1 protein-coding gene is annotated in these 741 nt (G+C 66.4%); it reads right to left on the reverse strand.

What is annotated here, in order from left to right:
• Nucleotides 1–495: 495 nt before the first annotated feature.
• The coding region (locus AB0B35_RS11990) for a glycoside hydrolase family 6 protein (RefSeq protein ID WP_361043877.1) at nt 496–741 on the reverse strand (246 nt) is incomplete at its 5' end.

The raw sequence follows: 741 nt of genomic DNA on the forward strand, positions 1-741 counted from the left end.
CGGGGGTGGGGGTGGGGGGGGGGGGGGGGGGGGGTGTTGGTCGGTGGGGGGCGGGGCCGCGGCCGCCCCCCCGCCCCCCCCCGGGGGGGGCCCGCCCCCCCCCCCCCCCCCCCCGCCGCTCTTTTGTGGATTATTGTGCATGTAAGTCCGATTTATAGCGCGTCGATCTCGCATCACTTACTTGCGCGACAACAGTCACTTCAGGAGGGTCGATTGGCGGCATGGCCGACGCTTGCACCACCTGCGGTCGCCCGAATCGAGATCCTCGTGATCGGCCGTCCGATCGCGAGACGACGCTTCCACTACTTGTCCGATATATACCATTTCAGCCGTTCATTACGAGACCGACCATTTTGTCCATGCGCTGCTTCGAACGATACATGGCAAAACTTGCCACCACGCACGCTTCGACCATCCGCAACCATCGATCGACAAACCGGCGAGGGGCATCCCCCGCGAACTTCTCGCGAAGGATGCCCCTGGATCAGCCGTCGGTCAGGAGAGCGGCGGGTAGGCGTTGGCCATCAGCTCGGCGAACTGGGCCGGGAACCACGCGCCCGAGATCGGGGCGTTGGCCAGGGCACCGGTCAGGTTGTTGCCGTTGAGCTGGTTGCCGGTGTAGGTCGGGTCGCACATCCGGTCGAAGCCCTTGCCCTCGTTGTTCGGGATCAGCGACGAGGAGCCGTCGGACTCACCCGGGGGCTTGACCCACACGTAGGCGTCGATACCGGTCGCCGGGGC

The sequence above is a fragment of the Catellatospora sp. NPDC049133 genome, from assembly GCF_040648455.1.
Lineage (GTDB): Bacteria > Actinomycetota > Actinomycetes > Mycobacteriales > Micromonosporaceae > Catellatospora > Catellatospora aurea.